This window comes from Kitasatospora sp. NPDC048194 (assembly GCF_043202455.1).
Lineage (GTDB): Bacteria > Actinomycetota > Actinomycetes > Streptomycetales > Streptomycetaceae > Kitasatospora.
Window position 1 is genome coordinate 58,818 of the sequence record NZ_JBIDAK010000028.1, and the last position, 19,489, is coordinate 78,306.

Consider the following 19,489-nt stretch of genomic DNA (forward strand, 5'->3'; position numbering starts at 1 on the left):
CTCAGCCCGCGAGCTTCGCGGCCAGGCCGTGCGGGACGGCGTCGTCGGCGGCGAACCGGTCACCGGTGCCGACCTCGGCCTGGGCGGCGCGCCCGGCCTCGCTGGCGTTCCCGATGCGGGTGACCGTCACGCCCTCGCGCTCGAGGGTCGCGACCCGGTCCTCCGGGACGTAGACGTCGATGCCGATCCTGCCGTCGGCCCCGACGTGCGGGCGGCCGCCGGTGTCGGGACGGGTGTGGCGCAGCAGGGCGCGCAGTGTGTCCGCGTCGTCGGCGGTGACGCGGAGCTGGATGATGTCGTGCCGGGGTGGCACGGGAGGTTGTGCGGATGGGACGGCGGACATGGTGACTTCTTCCGGGCGCCGTGGGGCCGGGCCCGTCCGGCGCCGTACTGACGAGCGGATGAACGGATATGTCCGGCGTGTACCTCGTATACCTCAGGATGTGCCGTCGCCGTAGAACGAGTCAAGAAGCGGTTCCGGCACCCCGTTCAACAGGCTGTCCAGACCGTCCAGCATCTCGCGGTCGTCGTCGAAGTCGGCGAACCTGGGCACCATGGAGCGCAACCGCGGGTACTCGGCGGCGGGCAGCCGGTGCAGGCCCAGGCGGAGCACGGGATCCGGGTCGTCCGGGTTGTCCACCACCTGGCGCTTGTCCACCAGCAGGCTGCCGAGGTTCCAGGCCACGAAGGTGCGGTAGACGGTCAGCGCGCTGGCGTCGTCGAAACCGGCCCGCACGAGCACCGAGAGGATGTGCTCGGTGAGGTCGAGCACCGGGGCGGGGCGGCGGGCCACCGGCACGGCCAGCGGACGGGTCGCCACCAGCGGCAGGATCTCGGGGTGGGCGTGCGCGACGGCCGCGAACGCCCGGGCGATCCGGCGCAGTTCCCGGCGCCACTCGGGCTCGTGGTCATCGGCACCGGAGCTGATCCGCAGGCGGGTGTTGACCTCGGCGAAGTACGCCTCGACCAGGCCGTCGAGCAGGCCCTCCTTGCCGGGGGTGTAGCGGTACAGCGCCATCGACTCGACCCCGAGTTCGGCCGCCAGCCTGCGCATGGTCAGGGCGCCCAGGCCCTCGCGGTCGACCAGCGCCACGGCGGCGCGGAGCACCAGGGGGCGACTGAGGCGTCCCCGCTTCTCGGGGCTGTCCTGCTCGGCCATGTCCGCGCTCCTCCGGGTCGGTGCCGGCGTCGTCGGCCGCTCCTGGGCCGGTCGGCCGGACGGGGCGGGTTACGCAGCGGATACGAGACCAGGATACAAGGGACGAATGGGTTGCAAACAGGCGTCGGTGGGGGCGCGGGCGGTGACGCAGCGTAGTCGGAAGTGGGGTGGGTGTCGGATGGTGGGGGGCGGGGGTGTCGGTGGGCGGCAGGGGGAGCGGGGCGTTGGTGGTGGCGTCAGTGGGCAGCGGGGCGGTGGTATACGGGCGGGGCGGGGGGGCGGCGGCGTTGGTTCGGGGGTCGGGGGAGGGGGCTCCGGCGGCCGGGTCTCAGCCGGCGGTCAGCAGCAGCCGCACGGCGAGCCCGCCGACCAGGGCGGCCGAGCCCAGGGCGGTGAACAGCCGGCCGCGCGAACCGGTCAGCGCCCGGCCGAGCAGCGCCCCGCCGGCGGCCAGCAGCAGTTGCCAGCCGGCGGAGGCGGCGAAGACGCCGGCGGTGAAGGCCGCCCGGGCCACCGGGCCCGAGGTCGCGCCGGACCGGCCTCCGCCGCCCAGGACCAGGGCGGCGAAGTACAGCACGGTCAGCGGGTTCAGCAGGGTGACCCCGAGCAGGGTCAGGTAGGCCCGCAGCGGTCGCGGAGCCTGCGGCGGCGCCCCGGCCCGGGGCGGTGTGCCGGCCCCGCGCGGTGTCCCGTCCGCTGGCGCCCAGGGCCGAGCCGCCCGGACCGGTGGCGCCCCGTCGGGAGGCGCGCCGGGCCCCCGCGCGGCGGTGGCGCGACGGTGACGCAGGGCGGTGGCGGCGGTACGGACCGCGAGGGCGAGCAGCACCAGGGCCGAGACGAACCGCAGCGGTCCGGCGACCGGCTCGAGCAGCGGCGCGAGGCCGGTGCCGCCGACAGCCGCGATCAGCGCGTACAGCCCGTCCGCGGTGGCCACGCCGAGGGCGGCATGGACGCCGGTGCGCAGCGAGGTGCGCGCGGTGAGCGACACCAGATAGGCCCCGACGGCCCCCACCGGCACGGCGACGCCCAGCCCGGCGACCAGCCCCGCGACCAGCGCGGCGCTCACGTCAGGCCGGGATCGCGCCTCCGCGGGCGGCCGGGCTGCTGTCGGACCGGCGCCGGGACGGCAGCGGTCACGGGCAGCGGGCGGGTCGGAGAGGAGGTCATGGGCCCGATCGTGGCGGTCGCGGCTCAGCGGCCGCAAGTGGTTTACCGGGGCGTCCGGGTAGCGTGGGCGGCACCGGTGACCGCCGTACGGAAGGAAGAGCCGATGATCCGTCAGACCGACCGCGTGCGACTGCTGTTGGCCGAGGCGTGGGCCTCCTGGGCCGAGCGCGGGTCGGCGCTCGCCGCCGAGGACTGGGAACGCCCCACCCGGCTGCCCGACTGGACCGTGCGGGACCTGTACGCCCACGTGGCGCCGGTGCCGGAGATGTTCACGGGGCTGCGCACGGCGGTGCGGGAGGGCCCGGCCGAGGTGAGCAGCGGGGCCGGCATCCTGCGGGCCTACAACCGGCCGGACGGGATCGCCCACACCGCCGCCGGGCAGGTCGCCGAGACGGCGAAGGCGTCGGCGCGGGCGGTCGAACCGGCCGTGCTGATCGCCCGGTTCGGCGTCGAGGGGCCGGCCGCCCTGGCCGGACTCGCGGACCTGCCGCCCGACACCGCGGTGGCGCACCCGCTGCTCGGCAGCGTCACGGTGGGGGCGCTGGGGGAGGTGGCGCTGATGGAGGCGACCGTCCACCTGCTCGACCTGATCGCCGCGGTCGGCGGTCCGCCGCCCGCCCGGGGAGCCCTCGACTTCACCCGTGCCCTGCTGGCCGAGGTCGCCGATCCGGTGGCCTTCATCGAGGCCGCGGCGGGCCGCACTGCGGCGCCGGTGCTGCCGGTGATCCGCTGACCGCGGTGGCCGGTGGCCGCTTCCCTGCGCTGGTCGGTCGCCCGACCAGCGCAGGGAAGCGGTACCGGCGGGCGGGCCCCCGAGCCGCACGGCCCGGTGTCCGGCCCGTGGCCGGTCGATCCGCGCTGAGGTGCCGGGAGCGGCTCCCGGCACCCGCTTCGGGCGCCGGGAGCCGCTCCGGTGTTCGGGACCGCTAGCCGAGCGCGAGCGCGCTCAGCCGGTCGGTGGCGCCGTTGAAGAGGTCCTGGTCGCCGGGGAAGGTGCCGGAGTCGGAGTACTGCCAGAAGGTCTGGTAGCTCCAGCCGTTCGGCAGGGTGCCGACGGTGGAGGCGTAGCGGGCTATCCAGAGCGGGTTGGTGGCGCCGAAGCCGCCGTAGTTGCCGGTGCAGGTCGCCCACCAGTTGGTGGTGGTGTAGATCGTGGGGTACCGGCCGGTGCGGGAGTGCACGGTGTCGTTGAAGGAGCGGATCCAGCTGACCATGGCGCTCTGGCTGAGGCCGTAGCAGGTCGCGCCGTACGGGTTGTACTCGATGTCCAGGGCGGGCGGCAGGGTCCTGCCGTCGGCGGACCAGCCGCCCCCGTGGTCGACGAAGTAGTTGGCCTGGGCGGAGCCGGAGGAGTTGTTCGGCAACGCGAAGTGGTAGGCGCCGCGGATCAGGCCGGAGTTGTAGGAGCCGTTGTACTGCTGGGCGAAGTACGGGTTGGTGTAGCTGGTTCCCTCGGTGGCCTTGACGTAGGCGAAGCGGGCGCCGCCCGCGGCCACCGACGGCCAGTTCACGTTGCCCTGGTAGCTGGCGACGTCCAGGCCCGCGGTCTGGGTGACGGCGAGTCGGACGAGGGGGGCGGCGCCGGAGCGGCCCTCGTGGGCGGCGACGGTGGAGCCGGCGAAGTCGCGGTCGGGGTGGAAGGCCGTACGGCCCTCGACGACAGGGGCAACAGGGGCGGGTCCGGCCGCGTAGGCGGGCGCGGCGACGCCGGCGACCAGGGCGGTCGCGGCGGCGAGCGCGGCCGCGAGCGGCAGCCGGCGGAGCGAGGTGGATCTGGTGGTACCGGTGGGGCGGGCGGAGCGGGAAGAGCGGGGCATGGACACTCCTCTGGTTCCGTGCGGTCAGCCCGGGGCCGGGTGGCCCAACGAGCCCGGTACGACCGGTGGTTGGTCCGGTCCGGGAGCAGGGTAGCCATGTACCCGCCAGCTCCGCCAGGCCTCCACGGCCACATCCTGAACCTGCGTCACATCCGGTGCCGGGTCCCGTGCGCGGTCGGACCCGTGCGGGTCGCCGGCGTTCAGGCCGGCCGAAGGACACCGCTCGTAGCGGCAGGCGGCGTTCCGTCCGGCGGGCGGCCTCGTGGTCGGACTTCCGCCGCCGTCACCGTGAAGTGCCGACGTTGCGGAAGGAGCCGGCCGTCTGGCGGGTGGCCACGTTGATCCGGTTCCAGGCGTTGACCGAGGCGATCGCCATGACCAGTGCGGCCAGTTGTTCCTCGCTGAAGTGCTCGGCCGCCTGCGCCCAGACGTCGTCGGGAACGCCGTCCGGGTTGTCGGCGATACGGGTGGTCGCCTCGGCGAGCGCGAGCGCGGCGCGTTCCTGATCGGTGAAGAACGGGGTGTCCCGCCAGGCCGCCAGGGACCACAGGCGCTCGTGGCTCTCGCCCGTGGCCTGCGCCCGGTGCGAGTGCAGGTCCACGCAGAGTCCGCAGCCGTTGATCTGGCTGACTCGGATGCGAATCAGTTCCAGCAGGTCGGAGGGCACACTGCTGCGCTGGAGGTAGCCTTCCACGGTCTTGAGGCCCCGGTAGCCGCCGGCGGCGAGCTGGTAGACGTGGCCCATCCGCGTGTGAGTGGCAGTCATTTCCAACCTTTCTGTACGTTAAATGTCCAGGATTACGCCGCTGCGCGCGCTGTGCGCCGCTGTGCGCCGCTGCATCGCTCTGCGGCGGCCGCTGTCAGAGCGAGGCGATCCGGTGGCGGGTGGCCTCCGGCGTGCGGGGGGAGGTGCTCTCGACGCTCGCCATGATGTCGGCGAGCGTCCGCCCGGCGAGCTCCCGCCGCCAGGCGAGTTCGGCTTGGCGCATGGCCTGCGAGACCGCGCACACCGCCCGGTAGTCGACGCCCTCCCTGCCGCCCGGCCCGTGCCGCAGGATGCCCTGGCAGCGGAACGCGTCCTGCGACCCCTCGATCGCGGTGACCACGTCGAGGAGCGTGACGGCGGCCGGGTCGCGTGCCAGGCGGAACCCGCCGCGCGGCCCGGAGCTGGACGTCACGATCCCGGCTCGGGCGAGTGCCTGCAACTGCTTGTTCAGGTACGCCGCGGGCAGCTCGTAGAAGGCGGCGAGCTTGGACACCGGTACGGCGCTCCCGGGCTCCGCCCAGGCCAGGTTCAGGCAGCTGTGCACCGCCCACTCGACGCCTTCGCTCATCTGCATATCTGGATACTACACATCCAGGATATCCCGGCGCCCGCGCCCGCGCCGGGCGGCTGGATCCCCTTCCGCGCACCACCGGTGCGCTTCCAGCGGGGCGGAGTAACGGCGGCGGGACGTGGTGGCCGCTGCCGAATCGGATTCGGGTCCGCGGAGGAGCGTCTGCCCCCGCCCTGGATCGGGGTCGAGGGGCTCGCTCTCACCCGCGGGCGGTCGATCGCGACTGGTAAGATCTCGAACCGTGTTCGAGAAGGAGCCGGCCGCATCCAAGCCCCGTCGCTCGCCCGCGGTGCAGCGCCGCGGGGTGGAACGCCGCCGCGCGATCCTGGAGGCCGCCGAGGCGCTGCTCGGCGAGCAGGGGTACGAGGCCGCCACGCTCAAGGCGATCGGTGACCGGGCGGGCATCCCGATCGCGTCCGTCTACCACTACTTCCCGGACCGGCACGAGGTCGACGCCGAGATCATGCGGCAGCATGTGCGCGCGATGGATGCGCTGATCGCCGCCGCGCTGGACGAGGCGGAACCCCGCAACCTGCGCGAGGCCGTCGACGCCGTGATCGACGTACTGTTCGACTACTTCCGCCGCCACCGCAGCTGCGTCGAGCTGTGGTTCGCGAGGGCGCACGGGACGCTGGACGAGATCATCCGGGCCTTCGACGAGTCCCAGGCGGACCTGCTGTGGCACCTCGCCATCGCGCGGAAGCTTCTCCCCCTCGACACCCCCCAGCTCGTCCCGCGGCTCGCCTGGGTCGCCGGCAACCAGCTCTTCGAGGTCGCGTTCCGGACCTCTCCGACCGGTGACGACGCGGTGATCGACGAAGCCCGACGTCTCGTCACCGCCTACCTGTCCACCTACGCCCCGTCGCCGCAGCAGGAGCGCGGCTGACGAGGCGGTGCCGCGGTTGACGAGGTGGTGCCGCGGCGGGTCTCGGGGCGTTGCCATGGCGGGTCAGGGGTCGGTGTTGCGGCCGGTCAGGGAGCGGTGGAGTCGGCCGCGGGGGCCGTGGCGGCCCGGAGGCGGGCGTTCACCTCACCGACCGCTCGCTCGGCCGAGCGGACCGCGCCCTCGAGGTAGCTGTCGAACTCCGGCGCCGCCTCGGTGCCGGCCCAGTGGATGCGGCCCACCGGCGCGGTGACCGCGTCGGTGTAGCGCGTCATGACGCCCGGTGCACGGGTACCGGTGCAGCCGGCGATCCAGGGCTCGCCGACCCAGCTCTTCTCGAGCATGCGCACGGGCCTCCCGGCCTCCGGGCCGAACAGGGCGACGAGGTCCGCGAGCACCGCCTCCCGTCGCGCCTCGGGCTGGTCGAGCACCGCGTCGGACCAGGCCAGACCGATGCCCGCGCCGGCTGTGCCGACGAAGGTCAGCAGGATGCCGAGCCGGCCGTCCGGCGATGAGTTGTCGACGACCAGGTGCGCGACCGGGAGGTCCGTCAGCGCCGAACCGTTGAGGCCGTGCTCGCGCCAGAACGGCTTGTCGTAGACCGCGAAGACCTTGCTCTCGGCGCCGTTGTGCCAGACGCGTTGGAGTGCGCTGCGCCGGGTCGGCAGGCCGGGGGAGAAGGTGATGCGGTCGGCGTCGGCCGGTGACATGGCGACGATCACCCGCCGGCAGCGCACCCGTGCCCGGGCGGAGCTGACCAGAACGCCCTCGCCGTCCTGCCGGATCCCGTGCACGGGTGCGTCCAGGACCACGCGCTCGCCCAGCCGCTCGGCCAGGGCGAGCGACACCTTCTGGGTGCCGCCGACGACCCGCGTCTCCTGGGCGCCGTGCTCGGTGTTGACCATGAACTCCAGGCCCCCGGAGGTCCTGATCTGGTGCAGTGCCTTGAGCAGTGAGACCTGGTGGGGGTCCTCGCAGAAGATCATCGTGAAGCTGAGCGTGAACAGGTGGCGGGACTCATCGACCCGGCAGTTGACGTCCAGCCAACGCCCGAGCGTCATGCCGTCCCAGACCGGAGCCCGCCGTGCGGTCCACGGGGCGTCGGCCGGCACCGTCCGGGCCATCCGGTCGAGTCGCAGCCGCGCCTGGACGAAGTCCGCCATCGCGAGGGGGCTCACCGGCGGGACCGTGCCCCGGAACGTCCGCCGCCTGCCGTGGCGCAGGTAGACCGTCCGGCCGGCCGTGTGCGTGGGGAACGTCGACAGCCCCAGCTCCACGAGGAGCGCGAACATGCGGGTGTGACGCTCACCGATCCACTGCCCGCCTCCCTCGGTGAACACCCCGTCGGCGACCTGGAGGTCGAAGGTGCGCCCCCCGACCCGGTCGCCGGCCTCGAGCACGAGCACCGAACGCCCCCGCTGCGCCAGCCGGTACGCGGCGGTCAGGCCGGACAGGCCTGCCCCCACCACGACGACATCGGTGTCCTGCCCGTCGGTTGTGCTGGTCATGGCGTTCGTCGTCCTTCACTGTCGGTGCGGTGGGGGCGGTGGTCGTGGTGGTTGTGGTGGTCGGGTGGGGCTCGGTGGGCGAGGAGGTAGACGGTGGTCGAGGCGGCGTCCTCGCCTTCGCCCTGGTGGAGCCGGCCGTCCGTCGCGGGCGTCGCGCGCGCGACGGGGGCGTCAGCGCAGCGGAGCTTCCCAGCGGACCTGCCCACGGAGTCGGTCCTTCAGGAGCTTGCCGCCGGCGTTGCGCGGCAGCGCCCCGGTGACGACCGCGGCGTACTGCGGGACCTTGAAGTCCGCCAGGTGCTCCCGGCAGTGCGCGATCACGGCGACGGCGTCGACCTCCCCGTGCGCCGCGAAGAGGACGGCGCCGACCTTCTCGCCCATCACGTCGTCGGGTACGCGAGGACCGCGGCGTCGGAGACACCGGGAGCGGAGAGCAGCACCGCCTCGACATCGACGCGCTCGACGACATGGACCCGGCCGGCGTCGTCGATCCGCACGGGGGCTGAGGCTGGGCCGGGGGTGGGGTCTGGGTCATGGGTCTCTCCGCTCCGTCGCCGTCGCTATCGCGCGAGCGGCGGAGGGTGACGCCGTCGGCCTGGGCGGGCGGACGGAGGTAGATACGAACCGGAATCGAGTTCGAGTTCAACGGGCGTCACGTGCCGTCAAGCCCTGGAACTGCTGGGTGAAGGGCTTCCGGTACACGACGGCCGGGGCAGTCTGGTTCGGCTCCCGGCGCGCCCGGTCGGGAGGCCGGAGCGTCCGGGTGGAGCGGCAGCGGTAAGAGGTCCTCGCCCCAGGCGTCCGGGCGGGGCCGAGAACGGCCGGGTCAGCCGTCGCTTCGACCCGGAACGCCGCGAAGTGCCATGCCGTGTCGGGTCCTTGTCCATCAGCGTGCACATCGTCCGGTGCCGCTGGAGCGAGTCGTCCTCGGCCTCCACGTCCCATGGGGGCCGGCTCGCGGCCGAAGGCCCGACCCCCAGGTGCTCATTGCGGCAAGCCGCCCCCCGCCGTCCCCGGGTCTCGGATCGGACCCCTGCGCCGGCCGGAACGGCTGCCGTACCCGCCGGCGCGTCCGCGCCGAGAGCGCTGTGGCACCATGCCCGGACGTCGACTTTCGAGGAGAGGAACCGCCATGTCCGAGATCGCCACCGGGCCCGCCGGGGAAGCCGTCTTCCGTCGGGCGACCCTCGCCGACGTTCCCGCACTGGTCGCGCTGGTCGAGTCCGCCTACCGGGGCGAGGCCAGCAAGGCCGGCTGGACCACCGAGGCGGACCTGCTGGACGGGCAGCGCACCGACCCCCAGAGCGTCACCGAGGCCGTCGAGGACGCGGACGGCGTGGTGCTGGTGGCCGAGCAGGGCGGCGAGCTGGTCGCCTGCTGCCAGCTGGAGCGGCGCGGGGACAGCGCCTACTTCGGCATGTTCTCGGTGCGGCCCACCCTCCAGGGCGGCGGGATCGGCCGGGTCGTGCTGGCCGAGGCCGAGCGGGTGGCCCGCGAGGAGTGGGGCGTCCGGCTGCTGGAGATGAAGGTGGTCGAGCAGCGCGCGGACCTGATCGCCTGGTACGAGCGCCGCGGCTACCGCCGTACCGGCGTCTACAGCCCCTTCCCGTACGGCGACGAGCGCTTCGGGATCCCGCGGCGGCCGGACCTGCGCTTCGAGCAGCTGATCAAGGAACTCGGGATGGTCTGAGGGCGGCGGCTCGTGCTCCGTGGCCGGGGCGGCGTCCGGGCCGGCACCGTGCGCGCCCCGGCCCGGCAGCGGACCTGCGGACCTGAGGCCGCTGCTCCGGCGGGGCAGCGGGCCGTCGTCGCTGCCCCGCCGTCCCGGAGGGTGCGGTGCCCGGCCGGGACGCCGGGCACGTCGTGGGCGCCCTGGCCGGGGCGCGGCCGTACGGCCGGGATCAGCCGGGCCGGCCGTCCGACCGGTCGGTCGGATCAGCTGCCGTCAGCCGTACGACCGGTCAGCCGTACGACCGGCGCCGGGTCAGCCGTAGATGCTGTGGCAGAGCCGGGCCTGCTCCGACCCGGCGGGCCAGCGGCCGACGCGTTCCGCCTGGTCGCAGATGGTGCCCGGGCCGAAGGTCGGGACCGCGCCGCCCGTGGGCGGCGGGGCCGGGCGGGCGGACGGGGTGGGGTGCGCGGTGTGGCCGGGCTTCGCGTGCGGGCCGGGTGTGGCGCGCTGGGCCTCGGAGGGCTCCGGCGCGGCGGGCTGGGTCGTCGGCTGGTTCGTGGGCTGAGGCGTCGACTCGCCCATGCCGCCCAGCTGGGTGATCGCCGGGACCGGCGGCGGCAGCGGGGACGGCGCGGGCGTCGCGGGCGGCGGGGACACCGGCAGCAGCTCCGTCGGCGAGGGCGTGGACGGGGAGGCGCCCGGCACGGCCACGACCTGGACGTCGTCGCCCGAGCCCGGTCCGCACATCACCAGTGCGGCGGCCAGCAGCGCGAGCGTCCCGCCCGCCGCCACCGCCCAGACCTTCCGGGAACGGCGCCGCGGCGGTACGGGTGCGGGGGCCACCGGCGTCCCCGGCGGCGGGGGAGCGGGGACCGGAGGGGGCTGCCAAGCGTTCGACGGCCACTGCCACTGCTCTCCGGTGGGCTGCCCAGTCATGTCCTCGTCCTTCCAGCGCGCCCCCCGCCGTACCTTTCCCGTGCTCAACGAGCGGGCCGACGCGGGGACATGACCCGGAAGAGGGGTCTGAAGGGGCGCTGATTGCCGTCGCCCCACATGCTGGGGGGCATGGAGACCAACAGCACGTCAACGCCCCTGGTCGAGGTGGCCGAGTTCCGGACCGACAGCCGCTACCGCCTCGTCCACTTCCAGGGCCACGGCTGGGAGCCACTCGCCCCCGAGGAGTTCGAACCCCGGGTCCACCAGCTCTTCCCGGACCTCGACCCCCGCGACCCGGTCCGGGTGCACTGGGCCGACCGCCCCTGGGAATGGCCGGCCTGGCACCCCGGCGAAGCCTGAGCGGCTGATCACCGACCCGCCGTTCGATAGGCTTTCCGGGTGAGTGTCGATCACTTCTGGCGCCGCCTGCCGGGGCGGGCCGCGGACACCTGCTCGCCGGAGGAGCTCGGCGAGCTCGTACCCCGCCACCGCGACGGCCGGTACGACCGGCTGGCTGCCGCCGGTCTCGCCCTCGGTGTCCGGCGGACGGCCGTCCTGATGGAACTCGCGCTCACCGAGAACGGCCTCCACCCCGACCCGGCCGCCCGGCTGCCCGTCTACGGCGGGGCGCGCCGGGACCAGGCCGCCGAGGTGCCGGCGCCCATGCCGGTGCTCAGCCCCGACCAGGTCGCGGCCGCCTCCCTGTTCCTGCGCGACTCGGCGCTCGGCGAACTCGTCCGCCAGCAGCACACGGTGCTCGCCCGCACCTGCGCGGAACTCGACTACCCGACGCCCTGGTCCGAGTCCTGGGCCGCCAAGGTCGTCCACGACCTGCGCGAGTTGCGGGACTTCTTCGCGGGCGCGGCGGCGGCCGGCGACGCGGTGGCCGTCCGCGAGGCGCCCTGACGCGCCACGGCGCCCGGTGCCCGCCGCCGCGTACCGCGGCGTACCGCGACGGTGGCGTCCTGCGCGCCGGTGGCGTCCTGCGCGGCGGCGCGGGACAATCGCGCACATGGTCTCGGTAGTGCAGAACGTGGCGATCGACTGTTCCAACGCCTATGAGCTGGCCCTCTTCTGGAGCCGGGTGACCGGTCGTCCGCTGCACCCGGACGACAAGCCGGGTGACCGGGAGGTCCAGGTCATGCTCGCCGAGGGTCCGGCCCTCTACTTCAACCAGGTACCCGAGCCCAAGACGGTCAAGAACCGCCTCCACCTGTGCCTGCGCCCCGAGACCTCCCGCGACCAGGAAGTCGCCCGCCTCCTCGGCCTCGGCGCCACCCACGTCGCCGACCACCGCAACCCCGACGGATCGGGCTGGTCGGTCCTGGCGGACCCGGAAGGCAACGAATTCTGCGTCCTCCGCAGCAACTCCGACCGCGCCACCGCGACGACCTGACTTCCCCTTACAGACCTCCGGCTTGATCGCGTAACCGATCTCGGGGCGGATGGCCTCGTTCTCATAGGACGTTATGAGCTGCTTCGCCCGCTTCGGCTGCCGGTCCGGGTCAGGAGGGCTGGTGGCCCGGGCGGTCCGGGTGGGGCCGCATCAGGAGCAGGTCGTCGCCCCAGGCGTCCAGCACCGCCGCGTGGCCGGCGGCCCGGGCAGCCTCCTCGACCCGGGCGAAGAGCCGCTGCTGCGGCGCCACTTCGCCGGTCGCGGTGATCCGGGCGACGGTGTCCAGCAGCGCGGCGCTCGCCCAGCCGGGCAGCGGGAACCGGTCCAGCTCCCAGGCCAGGTACTTGTTGTAGGGGCGCGGTCGGCGGTCCAGAGCGAAGAGCAGGTCGAGCAGGAATCCGACACTGGCGGCCGCGTCGAGGTGGCCGGCGAGCCGGTTTCCATCGCGGTGGTTCTTGACCGAGCGGTAGAGCGAGTTGGCGTAGGCGTCCAGCAGGGCGGCGCCGGACCGGAAGGCCTCCTCGGCGCCGAGCTGCCCCATGGCGGCGACGATCCGGGTGACCTCCCCGTCGCGGCGGTCGAGCAGTACCTGGGAGCGGGCGATGGCGTACCGCTCCCAGGCGGCGGGCCGGCGGAACCGTTCGAGGGTGGTGACGACCAGGTCGAGCCGCGCGGAGCGGTAGCCGTCGAGCGCAGCCAGCTCGCTCGCCGCGTCGTTGGCGAGGATGACGTAGAGGTCGTGGTCGGAGCGGCGGGTGGTCATGCCGTCGTGGGCCCGGGAGCCCTTGAGAACGAGCCCGACGACGGCCGGGTCGGCCGTCGCATCGGCGACGAACGCCGCGAAATCCAGCGTCACGCCAGGTCCTTGCGCATCAGCGTGCACGTCGTCTCGTACCGGTGGAGCGAGCCGTCCTCGGCCTCCACGTCCCAGGAGTCGAGCTCGCGGCCGAAGGCCCGGTAGCCCAGGCGTTCGTAGAGGGCGCGGGCACGCGGGTTACTCTCCTCGACACCGAGTTCGGCGCGGGTCAGGCCCCGGGCGCCGATCCGCTGCTCGGCGGAGCTGATCAGCAGCGTGCCGACCCCGCAGGACCGCAGGGCCGGGTGGACACCGAGTTGCCAGAGCGTGCCGGCGCCGGGCTTGACCGCGTAGTCGATGCCGCCGACCGCCACCGGGAGCCCGACCGGCGTGCACACCGCCAGGTAGTCGATGTCGCCCGCCTCGGCGCGGCGGATCTGGTGGACGAGCTCGCGCACGCGCTTGGGGGAGCCGGCCCAACTGCAGGACGGCAGGTCCGCCTTGGTGAGGCCGCGCACCGACAGGTGCAGCCTGATCTCGGTCATCGCCGCACCCCTTCGACGCCAACAGCGGCCGTCTCCCATTTCAGCAAGCGGGCCCCTGTCGCGTCCAAGGGGTTTCGGACCGGCTCCGACGTCAGCGGCCGCGCGGTGGTGGGTGACTGGCGGGCCGTGCGGGGGAGTCGGGTCCGTCGGCTTTCCACGCCCGGGGCGGGCGGGCTGCGGCCGGGCGTAGTAGGAAGTCGGGCGGGTCGACTTCCTGTGCGGGGTGGTCAGTGGTCGCCGAAGGCGTCGCGGACCAGGCGGGTGGACCAGTGGCGGAGGGCGGGGATGACGGGTGGGTGGGTGATTCCTGCGGCGGCGGACAGGTGGTCGGCGGAGGAGGTGTCGTAGCGGTCCTCGGAGAGGAAGGTGAGGGTCTCCGGGTCGGCTCCGGTGAGGGCGCGGGGGAGGCGGCGGACGACGGGGACGGGGATGCGGCCGCGGGGTGGGCGGACGCCGAGGTGGGTCGCGAGGAGGGAGATCAGGTCGGGGAGGACGGGGGTGGCGGGGTCCAGGACGGTGTGGGCCGCCGCAGGGGCCCGGTCGTGGGTGGGGACGGCGGCGAGGAAGCGGGCCAGGTGGTCGACGGTGACGACGGGCAGGAAGGTGCGCCGGTTGCCGGGGAGCAGGGGGAGGCGGCCGCGGTGGAGCTGGCGTACGAGTTGGGCGAGGCCGAGGTACTGGCCGGCTTCGCCGGTGCGTGAGTGGCCGATGACGCTGCTCGGGTTGACGGTGGTGAGCGGGACGCCGAGCCGGGGCGCGGTGACGCGGACGGCGGCGTCGCCGAGTCGTTTGGAGGCTTCGTACGCGCCGAGGCGGGTGTAGAGGTCGGCGGTGGTGGTGGCGTCGAGCGGGTAGCGGGGGTCGGGGTCGCGGCCGACCCGGTAGCCGGAGAGGTGGACCAGGCGGCGCAACCGGGGCCGGGTGGCGGACCAGCGCAGCGCGTGCAGGGCGCCGAGGACGTTCGGGGGTTCGGCCTGGGCGCGGGTGAGGCCGAAATCGTAGCGGGCGGCGAGGTTGTGGACGTCGCGGACCTCGGTGAGCCGGGCGTCGTCGTCAGGGGTGAGGCCGAGGCCGGGGCGGGTGAGGTCGGCGGTGACGGTGGTGAGTGGGGCGGTGTCGGCGCCGTGCTCCCGCAGCCAGTGACGGAGGTCGGTGGCGCGCCGGGCGTCGCGGACGGCGGCGGCCACGGGCTCTGCGCGGGTGAGCAGTTCGAGGACCAGCCAGCGGCCGAGGAAGCCGTTGGCGCCGAGGACCAGCGTGCGCGGCGGGGGAGGGGTGGCGGTCATCCGGGGATTCCTTTCTGTAGACCGGTCTGCATATTTTTTGCGCATGAGGGAGCGCGCCGCCGAGGCGGCGGCCCGCTCCGGACCTACCGGCGGCGGCCGGACTGCTCCGCGCCGAGGAGATGGAGGACGGCGTACCGGGCGTCGTCCAGCGGCGCGCGGCTGCGCCTGACCGACGCCAGCAGCACCGCGCCCTCCATCAGGGCGAGCGCCTGCCCGGCGGCGACCTCGGCCTCGGCCGGACGGAACCCCCCTGCCGTCAACTGCCCGGCCAGGATGCGCTGCCAGCCGTCGTACACCTCGGCGCAGGCGGCGCGCAGCGGCTCGTTGGTGCCCGCGACCTCGAGGGCGACGGTCGCGATCGGACAGCCCTTGGTGTAGCCGGACCGCTCCAGGCGCTCGGCGAACACCTCGGTGAGGCGCTGGACGAGCCCGGCGGCGTCGCTCCCCTCGGCGGCCGCCGCCGTCAGCAGGTCCGCGACCTCCTGGCCGGACTGGATCAGCGCGGCGGCGACCAGCTGGTCCTTGCCACCGGGGAAGTGGAAGTAGAGGGAGCCGCGCGGTGCGCCGGTGGCGGCCAGGACCTGGTTGAGGCCCGTGCCGAAGTACCCCTGTTCCTCGATCAGCTCCCGGGTGCCGGCGATCAGCCGGGCCCGGGTCTCCTCGCCCTTGGCTCCCATGGAGCGAAACTGTAGACCGGTCTGCATATTCTGTCGACCGAGCGGGCGGCCGAGCGCCCGAGCGGTTTTGCGCCCGAGCTTCAGCCACCCCGGTCCGCGCCAGCCAGCCCGCCCTGTTGCGCCCGAGCCCGCCCCGGCCCGCGCCTGGCGACCGGCCACCGTCCAGCCACAGATGCCGGTAGGTTCGGATGTTCGAGTCCGAGGGATAGGTTCTGGGCCGTGACGTATCCGCGCCCTTCCAAAGCCCTGAGAGCCTTCCTCCTGTCGCTCCGCCCAGGCGACGCCGTGGCAGGGGTGGTGAGCGGGATCGAGAACTTCGGTGTGTTCGTCGATCTCGACGGGGCGCCGGAGGCTTCGGTGGGCTTCCTCCCTCCGCCCGAGCTCTCGTGGAGATGGATCTCCTCGTGTCATGAAGCGGTGTCGCTCGGGCAGCGGGTGAGCGCCGAGGTCCTGGCGCTGGACATCGAGGGGCGTGGGCAGGCTGTGCTTTCCTTGGTCGCCCGTCAGGAGAATCCATGGCTCGTCTGGTCCGGGCGCGTGGGCAGCGTCGTCAGTGGCCGCGTCACGAAGCTGGTCCCGTTCGGTGCCTTCGTGGGCCTCGATGACGGGATCGAAGGGCTGCTCCACAGCTCCGAACTGTCGGCAGCAGAACCGGACCGGGACGTCCGCATCGGCGATGTGATGACCGCGCGGATCGCGGCGGTCGACCCGTCGATGCGCCGCATTCGCCTGTCGCTCACATGATCGGCGCTGCCGGAACGGAACGACCTGCCACCTCGGGCGGGGAACGGCTTCGCGAAGCTCCTGACCAGGCCAGGAAGGGAATGGCCTTCGCCGAGCCTGGTCTGTGCGACGTCCGCGGTGGACGCTGCGATCGGCTTGCCGCCGCGCGTCGCCGAATGCCGGCGGTGCGGCCCGAACAGCCGCCCGCCGCCGGCCGCCCGCCACCCCGCGCGAGGCGGAGGGAGAGGCGGCGAGTGGCGGTCGGGGCGGCCCCGTCAGGCGGTGTGGGCCTGGTCCAGCAGGGCGAGTTCCTCGGCGGTGAGCCGGATGGCGCCGGCGGCGACGTTGTCCTCCAGGTGGGCCACGTCGCCGGTGCCCGGGATGGCGAGGACGTGCGGGCCCCGGTGCAGCGTCCAGGCGATCCGGACCTGGGCCGTGCTGATGCCGCGGGCCCGGGCCACCGCCCGGACCTGGTCGGGCTCGGGGGTGCCGGCGCCGTGCTGGCGTCCGGCGCCGGCGATGGCGTAGAACGGGACGAAGGCGATGCCCTGTTCGCCGCAGAGCCGCAGCAGTTCGTCCTGGTGGGCCTGCGCACCGATGCCGTACGGGTTCTGCACGCAGACCACGGGGGCGATGGTCCGGGCCTCGGCGAGCTGGTGCGGGTGGACGTTGGACAGGCCGAGGTGGCGGATCAGTCCCGCCCGGCGCAGCTCGGCCAGTGCGCCGAAGCGTTCGGCGATCGAGTCGGTTCCGAGGATCCGCAGGTTGACCAGGTCGAGGTGGTCGCGGCCGAGTTGGCGGAGGTTCTGCTCGACCTGGGCGCGCAGCCGCTCGGGGGTGCGGGCGTGCTCCGTCCACTCGCCGTCGATGCCGCGGGCGGGGCCGACCTTGGTGGCGATCACCAGATCGTCGGAGTAGGGCGCGAGGGCCCGGTTGATCAGTTCGTTGGCGGAGCGCAGCGGCGAGAAGTAGAAGGCGGCGGTGTCGATGTGGTTGACGCCCAGTTCGACCGCGCGGCGTAGCACCCGCAGGGCCTGGTCGCGGTCGCGCGGTACGGCGTGGGGCACGAGCGCGGGGCCGGTCTGCGGCAGGCGCATCGCGCCGAAGCCGATCCGGTGGACGGTGCGGTCGCCGAGGGTCCAGGTGCCGGCGGCGGCCGCAGCGGGGGTGGCGGCCGCGGCGGGGGTGGCGGCCGCGGCGGGGGTGGCCAGACCTGTGGCGGTGTCGGAGGAGGACGCGGAGGATGCGGTGGCGGCGGTCACCGCGCTGTCGGTGGTCATGCCCGTCATGATCGCGAGTGCACTAGCCTGATCGCCATTGATTCGAGGATGTACGAATCCACGGGGGTGCGGCGTTGGCGGTGGAACTGCTGTTCACGGCGGGGGACCTGGCCCGGATGCGGTTCGCCGTCTCCCCGATGTGGGAGGTCGGGCCGAGCCTGCGGCTGCTGGGCTCCGGCCTGCCGCACGCGGTGCACCGGCCGTGGGCCGAACAGGTGCGGCCCCGGTTGGCGGCGCTCGGCCCGGCGTACGGGCTGCTCGCCGAGCTCGTCCCACCGGCCGGCTACGTGCCCGACTTCGTCAACCCGGCACCGACCGGGCCCGCCCCCACCCTGGCCGAGGAACTCGCCGTGATCCGGGCCACCCCCGCCGAGCAGGTCCGGCGGGACCTGGACCGGCTGGCCGAGGAACAGGGCCGACTCGGGCCCCGGCTGCGGGCGCTGCACACCGACCCGGCGGGCGGGCTGGCCCGGCTCGCCGAGGCGGTCGAGGCGTACTGGGAGCTGGCGCTGGCGCCGTACTGGGCGAGGATCCGGGCGGTGCTGGACGCGGACGTGCTGCACCGGGCCCGCCAGGCCGCCGAGCACGGGGCCGCCCGGGTGCTCAACGACCTGCACGCCGAGCTGCGGTGGACGGAGGACGCGCTGCGGCTGCGCCGCCGCACCCGCCCGCTGCCCCACCGGACGGCCGGGGCGGGCCTGCTGCTGATCCCGTCCGCCTTCACCGGCCCGCACCTGTACACCCGCCTCGGCCGGCAGGATCCGCCGCAACTCGCCTACCCGGCACGCGGAACCGGCACGCTGTGGGCGACCGCCCCGACGGCGGGCACCGAGGCGCTGGCCGCCGTCCTCGGCCGCTCCCGCGCCCGGCTGCTGACGGAGCTGACGGTCCCGGCGTCCACGACCGAGCTGGCCCGGCGCACCGGGCTGTCGCCGTCGGCGGTGTCCCAGTACCTGACGGCCCTGCGGGACGCCCGGCTGGTCAGCGCCCACCGGGCCGGACGGTCGGTGCTGTACGCGCGCACGGCGTCGGCGGAGGCGTTGCTGGCCCCGCTGGCGGGGGACTGACCCGCAGGCCTCCGCCGGTCGTCAGCCCACCCGGGACGCGCGGTGCCGAGCCCCCCGATCGAACCCGGCGGCGTCCGGCGGCGCCCCGATCGAACCCGGCGACGCCCCGTGGCGTCCGGCGGCGTCCGGTGGCACCCCGATCCAACCCGGCGACGCCCCGTGGCGTCCGGCGACGCCCGGAGGTGGGCCGGAGCCCGTGGCCGGACCCGGCACGCCGGGCGGCCGCGGCCTCTGCAAGAGTGCGGGCATGACGATTCCGATCCTTCGCTGCGCCGTCCTGGACGACTTCCAGGGCGTCTCGACCAGCCTCGCCGACTGGTCCCCGGTGGCCGACCGGGTGTCGGTGACGGCCTTCCGCCGGCACCACGGCTCCGAGGAGGAACTCGCCACCGCGCTGGCCGACTTCGACATCGTCGTCACCCTGCGCGAACGGGTGCCGTTCCCCGCCTCGCTGTTCGCCCGGCTGCCGAGGCTCAAGCTGCTGATCGCCTCCGGCATGCGCAACTCGGTGATCGACTACGCGGCCGCCGAGGAGCACGGCGTCACGGTCTGCGGCACCGCGAGTTCCGGCACCCCGCCGGTCGAACTGACCTGGGCCCTGCTGCTCGGCCTGGCCCGGGGCATCGTCCAGGAGAACACCGCGCTGCGCGAGGGCGGCCCCTGGCAGAGCACCGTCGGCGCCGATCTGCACGGGCGGGTGCTCGGCATCCTCGGCCTCGGGCGGATCGGCACCCTGGTCGCCAGGGTCGGGCTGGCCTTCGGGATGGACGTCGTCGCCTGGAGCCGGAACCTGACGGACGAACGGGCGGCCCGGGCGGGCGTGCGCCGGGCCGCCGACAAGGAGGAACTGCTGCGCGAGAGCGACTTCGTCTCCGTCCACCTCGCCTCCAACGAGGGCACCCGGGGGCTGGTCGGCGCGGCCGAACTCGCCCTGATGAAGCCCGAGGCCTACCTCGTCAACACCTCCCGGGCGGCGATCGTCGACCAGGACGCGCTGCTCGCCGCGCTCACCGCAGGCCGGATCGCGGGCGCCGCCGTGGACGTCTTCGACACCGAGCCGCTGCCGGCCGACCATCCGCTGCGCACCGCACCCCGGCTGCTGGCCACCCCGCACCTGGGCTACGTCTCGCGGGACAACTACCGGCGGTACTACGGCGAGGCGGTGGAGGACATCGCCGCCTTCCTCGCGGGGAAGCCGATCCGCCGTCTGGGCTGATGTCGGCGGCCGGGGCGGCCCCGG

The 19,489-nt window shown here is 74.3% G+C and carries 23 protein-coding genes; 9 read left to right on the plus strand and 14 right to left on the minus strand.

Annotated features, from left to right (window positions below):
- Position 1: 1 nt before the first annotated feature.
- The 3 genes from ACGF07_RS27620 to ACGF07_RS27630 form a co-directional block, all read right to left on the minus strand.
- On the minus strand, positions 2 to 343 hold the full coding sequence (locus tag ACGF07_RS27620; RefSeq protein ID WP_392902970.1) for a hypothetical protein: 342 nt from the start codon (positions 341 to 343) through the stop codon (positions 2 to 4).
- Positions 344 to 436: 93 nt separating this feature from the next.
- A complete protein-coding gene (locus tag ACGF07_RS27625) occupies positions 437 to 1,159 on the minus strand; it encodes a TetR/AcrR family transcriptional regulator (protein ID WP_392902973.1) in 723 nt (240 codons plus the stop codon).
- 328 nt (positions 1,160 to 1,487) lie between these two features.
- A complete protein-coding gene (locus ACGF07_RS27630) occupies positions 1,488 to 2,225 on the minus strand; it encodes a LysE family transporter (RefSeq protein ID WP_392902976.1) in 738 nt (245 codons plus the stop codon).
- A 204-nt stretch (positions 2,226 to 2,429) separates the two neighbouring features.
- Between ACGF07_RS27630 and ACGF07_RS27635 the strand changes: the two genes are divergently transcribed.
- Positions 2,430 to 3,059, plus strand: a complete 630-nt coding sequence (locus ACGF07_RS27635; protein ID WP_392902979.1) for a maleylpyruvate isomerase N-terminal domain-containing protein — start codon at positions 2,430 to 2,432, stop codon at positions 3,057 to 3,059.
- A 193-nt stretch (positions 3,060 to 3,252) separates the two neighbouring features.
- On the opposite strand, the gene ACGF07_RS27640 is transcribed toward ACGF07_RS27635, so the two are convergent.
- The 3 genes from ACGF07_RS27640 to ACGF07_RS27650 all read right to left on the minus strand — a co-directional run bounded on the left by ACGF07_RS27640 (position 3,253) and on the right by ACGF07_RS27650 (position 5,483).
- Positions 3,253 to 4,143 carry a lysozyme gene (locus tag ACGF07_RS27640; protein WP_392902982.1) on the minus strand — a complete coding sequence of 297 codons (891 nt, stop codon included), beginning with the start codon at positions 4,141 to 4,143 and terminating at the stop codon, positions 3,253 to 3,255.
- 283 nt (positions 4,144 to 4,426) lie between these two features.
- Positions 4,427 to 4,909, minus strand: coding sequence for a carboxymuconolactone decarboxylase family protein (locus ACGF07_RS27645; RefSeq protein ID WP_392902984.1), 483 nt, complete (start codon positions 4,907 to 4,909; stop codon positions 4,427 to 4,429).
- Positions 4,910 to 5,003: 94 nt separating this feature from the next.
- Positions 5,004 to 5,483, minus strand: coding sequence for an RrF2 family transcriptional regulator (locus ACGF07_RS27650; RefSeq protein ID WP_392902987.1), 480 nt, complete (start codon positions 5,481 to 5,483; stop codon positions 5,004 to 5,006).
- A gap of 238 nt (positions 5,484 to 5,721) precedes the next feature.
- Here ACGF07_RS27650 and ACGF07_RS27655 point away from each other — a divergent pair, with 238 nt between their 5' ends.
- Entirely contained in the window at positions 5,722 to 6,366 is a 645-nt protein-coding gene (locus ACGF07_RS27655) for a TetR/AcrR family transcriptional regulator (protein ID WP_392902989.1), read from the plus strand.
- A gap of 86 nt (positions 6,367 to 6,452) precedes the next feature.
- On the opposite strand, the gene ACGF07_RS27660 is transcribed toward ACGF07_RS27655, so the two are convergent.
- Positions 6,453 to 7,871 carry a flavin monoamine oxidase family protein gene (locus tag ACGF07_RS27660; RefSeq protein WP_392902991.1) on the minus strand — a complete coding sequence of 473 codons (1,419 nt, stop codon included), beginning with the start codon at positions 7,869 to 7,871 and terminating at the stop codon, positions 6,453 to 6,455.
- A gap of 171 nt (positions 7,872 to 8,042) precedes the next feature.
- Positions 8,043 to 8,252 carry a hypothetical protein gene (locus ACGF07_RS27665; protein WP_392902994.1) on the minus strand — a complete coding sequence of 70 codons (210 nt, stop codon included), beginning with the start codon at positions 8,250 to 8,252 and terminating at the stop codon, positions 8,043 to 8,045.
- A gap of 751 nt (positions 8,253 to 9,003) precedes the next feature.
- Here ACGF07_RS27665 and ACGF07_RS27670 point away from each other — a divergent pair.
- Entirely contained in the window at positions 9,004 to 9,561 is a 558-nt protein-coding gene (locus ACGF07_RS27670) for a GNAT family N-acetyltransferase (RefSeq protein ID WP_392902996.1), read from the plus strand.
- A gap of 294 nt (positions 9,562 to 9,855) precedes the next feature.
- Here the strand turns inward: ACGF07_RS27670 and ACGF07_RS27675 are convergent, their stop codons facing one another.
- Entirely contained in the window at positions 9,856 to 10,479 is a 624-nt protein-coding gene (locus tag ACGF07_RS27675) for a hypothetical protein (protein ID WP_350744996.1), read from the minus strand.
- Between the two features lie 129 nt (positions 10,480 to 10,608).
- On the opposite strand from ACGF07_RS27675, the gene ACGF07_RS27680 reads away from it, so the two are divergent.
- The 3 genes from ACGF07_RS27680 (at position 10,609) to ACGF07_RS27690 (ending at position 11,875) form a co-directional block, all read left to right on the plus strand.
- Complete coding sequence (locus ACGF07_RS27680; protein WP_392902999.1) at positions 10,609 to 10,839, plus strand: hypothetical protein; 231 nt, start codon at positions 10,609 to 10,611, stop codon at positions 10,837 to 10,839.
- Positions 10,840 to 10,878: 39 nt separating this feature from the next.
- Positions 10,879 to 11,385: a hypothetical protein gene (locus tag ACGF07_RS27685; protein WP_350744992.1), complete on the plus strand. Its 507-nt coding sequence runs from the start codon at positions 10,879 to 10,881 to the stop codon at positions 11,383 to 11,385.
- Between the two features lie 106 nt (positions 11,386 to 11,491).
- On the plus strand, positions 11,492 to 11,875 hold the full coding sequence (locus ACGF07_RS27690; protein WP_392903001.1) for a VOC family protein: 384 nt from the start codon (positions 11,492 to 11,494) through the stop codon (positions 11,873 to 11,875).
- Between the two features lie 109 nt (positions 11,876 to 11,984).
- On the opposite strand, the gene ACGF07_RS27695 is transcribed toward ACGF07_RS27690, so the two are convergent.
- The 4 genes from ACGF07_RS27695 to ACGF07_RS27710 form a co-directional block, all read right to left on the minus strand.
- A complete protein-coding gene (locus tag ACGF07_RS27695; protein WP_392903003.1) occupies positions 11,985 to 12,731 on the minus strand; it encodes a hypothetical protein in 747 nt (248 codons plus the stop codon).
- Positions 12,728 to 13,216, minus strand: a complete 489-nt coding sequence (locus ACGF07_RS27700; protein WP_392903005.1) for a GNAT family N-acetyltransferase — start codon at positions 13,214 to 13,216, stop codon at positions 12,728 to 12,730. The genes ACGF07_RS27695 and ACGF07_RS27700 overlap by 4 nt, the downstream gene beginning before the upstream one ends.
- Before the next feature lie 227 nt (positions 13,217 to 13,443).
- A complete protein-coding gene (locus ACGF07_RS27705; protein WP_392903007.1) occupies positions 13,444 to 14,502 on the minus strand; it encodes an SDR family oxidoreductase in 1,059 nt (352 codons plus the stop codon).
- An 83-nt stretch (positions 14,503 to 14,585) separates the two neighbouring features.
- On the minus strand, positions 14,586 to 15,179 hold the full coding sequence (locus tag ACGF07_RS27710; RefSeq protein WP_392903009.1) for a TetR/AcrR family transcriptional regulator: 594 nt from the start codon (positions 15,177 to 15,179) through the stop codon (positions 14,586 to 14,588).
- Between the two features lie 219 nt (positions 15,180 to 15,398).
- On the opposite strand from ACGF07_RS27710, the gene ACGF07_RS27715 reads away from it, so the two are divergent.
- Entirely contained in the window at positions 15,399 to 15,923 is a 525-nt protein-coding gene (locus ACGF07_RS27715; RefSeq protein ID WP_392903011.1) for a S1 RNA-binding domain-containing protein, read from the plus strand.
- A gap of 254 nt (positions 15,924 to 16,177) precedes the next feature.
- Here ACGF07_RS27715 and ACGF07_RS27720 read toward each other — a convergent pair whose 3' ends face one another.
- Positions 16,178 to 17,182: an oxidoreductase gene (locus ACGF07_RS27720; RefSeq protein WP_392903013.1), complete on the minus strand. Its 1,005-nt coding sequence runs from the start codon at positions 17,180 to 17,182 to the stop codon at positions 16,178 to 16,180.
- A gap of 74 nt (positions 17,183 to 17,256) precedes the next feature.
- On the opposite strand from ACGF07_RS27720, the gene ACGF07_RS27725 reads away from it, so the two are divergent.
- Positions 17,257 to 18,249, plus strand: coding sequence for a DUF5937 family protein (locus ACGF07_RS27725; RefSeq protein ID WP_392903014.1), 993 nt, complete (start codon positions 17,257 to 17,259; stop codon positions 18,247 to 18,249).
- A 247-nt stretch (positions 18,250 to 18,496) separates the two neighbouring features.
- The gene (locus tag ACGF07_RS27730; protein WP_392903017.1) at positions 18,497 to 19,465 is read left to right on the plus strand and encodes a D-2-hydroxyacid dehydrogenase family protein; all 969 of its coding nucleotides are present in this window, start codon (positions 18,497 to 18,499) and stop codon (positions 19,463 to 19,465) included.
- Positions 19,466 to 19,489: the final 24 nt, after the last annotated feature.

Bases quoted from the DNA above. Each gene is read 5' to 3' on its own strand.
- ACGF07_RS27620 (WP_392902970.1), bottom strand. From the start codon at position 343: ATGTCCGCCGTCCCATCCGCACAACCTCCCGTGCCACCCCGGCACGAC.
- ACGF07_RS27625 (WP_392902973.1), bottom strand. From the start codon at position 1,159: ATGGCCGAGCAGGACAGCCCCGAGAAGCGGGGACGCCTCAGTCGCCCC.
- ACGF07_RS27635 (WP_392902979.1), top strand. From the start codon at position 2,430: ATGATCCGTCAGACCGACCGCGTGCGACTGCTGTTGGCCGAGGCGTGG.
- ACGF07_RS27640 (WP_392902982.1), bottom strand. From the start codon at position 4,143: ATGCCCCGCTCTTCCCGCTCCGCCCGCCCCACCGGTACCACCAGATCC.
- ACGF07_RS27645 (WP_392902984.1), bottom strand. From the start codon at position 4,909: ATGACTGCCACTCACACGCGGATGGGCCACGTCTACCAGCTCGCCGCC.
- ACGF07_RS27650 (WP_392902987.1), bottom strand. From the start codon at position 5,483: ATGCAGATGAGCGAAGGCGTCGAGTGGGCGGTGCACAGCTGCCTGAAC.
- ACGF07_RS27660 (WP_392902991.1), bottom strand. From the start codon at position 7,871: ATGACCAGCACAACCGACGGGCAGGACACCGATGTCGTCGTGGTGGGG.
- ACGF07_RS27665 (WP_392902994.1), bottom strand. From the start codon at position 8,252: ATGGGCGAGAAGGTCGGCGCCGTCCTCTTCGCGGCGCACGGGGAGGTC.
- ACGF07_RS27670 (WP_392902996.1), top strand. From the start codon at position 9,004: ATGTCCGAGATCGCCACCGGGCCCGCCGGGGAAGCCGTCTTCCGTCGG.
- ACGF07_RS27675 (WP_350744996.1), bottom strand. From the start codon at position 10,479: ATGACTGGGCAGCCCACCGGAGAGCAGTGGCAGTGGCCGTCGAACGCT.
- ACGF07_RS27680 (WP_392902999.1), top strand. From the start codon at position 10,609: ATGGAGACCAACAGCACGTCAACGCCCCTGGTCGAGGTGGCCGAGTTC.
- ACGF07_RS27690 (WP_392903001.1), top strand. From the start codon at position 11,492: ATGGTCTCGGTAGTGCAGAACGTGGCGATCGACTGTTCCAACGCCTAT.
- ACGF07_RS27700 (WP_392903005.1), bottom strand. From the start codon at position 13,216: ATGACCGAGATCAGGCTGCACCTGTCGGTGCGCGGCCTCACCAAGGCG.
- ACGF07_RS27705 (WP_392903007.1), bottom strand. From the start codon at position 14,502: ATGACCGCCACCCCTCCCCCGCCGCGCACGCTGGTCCTCGGCGCCAAC.
- ACGF07_RS27710 (WP_392903009.1), bottom strand. From the start codon at position 15,179: ATGGGAGCCAAGGGCGAGGAGACCCGGGCCCGGCTGATCGCCGGCACC.
- ACGF07_RS27720 (WP_392903013.1), bottom strand. From the start codon at position 17,182: ATGACCACCGACAGCGCGGTGACCGCCGCCACCGCATCCTCCGCGTCC.
- ACGF07_RS27730 (WP_392903017.1), top strand. From the start codon at position 18,497: ATGACGATTCCGATCCTTCGCTGCGCCGTCCTGGACGACTTCCAGGGC.